This window comes from Enterobacter sp. V89_11 (assembly GCF_029967775.1).
In the GTDB taxonomy this organism is placed as follows: Bacteria; Pseudomonadota; Gammaproteobacteria; order Enterobacterales; family Enterobacteriaceae; genus Enterobacter; species Enterobacter ludwigii.
Genome location: NZ_JASCAN010000055.1, coordinates 1 through 729 on the forward strand (window position 1 = coordinate 1; position 729 = coordinate 729).

The window sequence follows — 729 nt, forward strand, 5'->3', positions numbered from 1 at the left end:
GGACGGCAGCGTGACCGTGACGGCCGCCGTCAGTGACAAGGCGGGTAACCCGGCCTCGGTGGCTCACAACCTGGCTGTTGACGTGACGGTGCCGGTCGTGACCATCAACACCGTGGCAGGCGACGACGTGATTAACGTGGCTGAGCATGCGCAGGCGCAGATCGTCAGCGGCTCCGCCACCGGCGCGGCGGCGGGCGATAAAGTCACCGTGACCCTTGGCAGCCAGACCTACACCACCGTGCTGGACGCCGCGGGCAACTGGAGCGTGGGCGTTCCGGCGAACGTGATTTCCGCGCTGCAGGATGGCACCGTGACGGTCAGCGTCAGCGTCACCGATGCCGCGGGCAATACCGGATCAGGCACCCATAACGTGACCGTCGATACCGGGCTGCCTTCCGTGGGCTTCGATACCCTGAGTGGCGACAATGTGCTGAACGCGGTGGAGAAAGGTCAGGATCTGAGCGTCAGCGGTACCAGCGCCAACCTTGCGGAAGGTACCCTGGTCACCGTGACCCTGAACGGCAAACAGTACACCGCAACAACCGCGGCGGACGGCGGCTGGAGCCTGACGGTACCGGCAGCGGATCTGGCCGCGCTGGGTGAGGCGAACTACACCCTGAGCGCAACCGCGACGAACACCGTGGGGAACAGCGTCAGCAATACGGCGAACCTGCAGGTCGACACCGCGCTGCCGACCGTCACCATCAACACCGTGGCCGGTGACAACGT

General features: G+C 65.7%; 1 protein-coding gene. It reads left to right on the top strand.

What is annotated here, in order from left to right:
• On the top strand, positions 1–729 hold a 729-nt coding region (locus tag QLG09_RS22355; protein ID WP_282489436.1), incomplete at both ends, for an Ig-like domain-containing protein.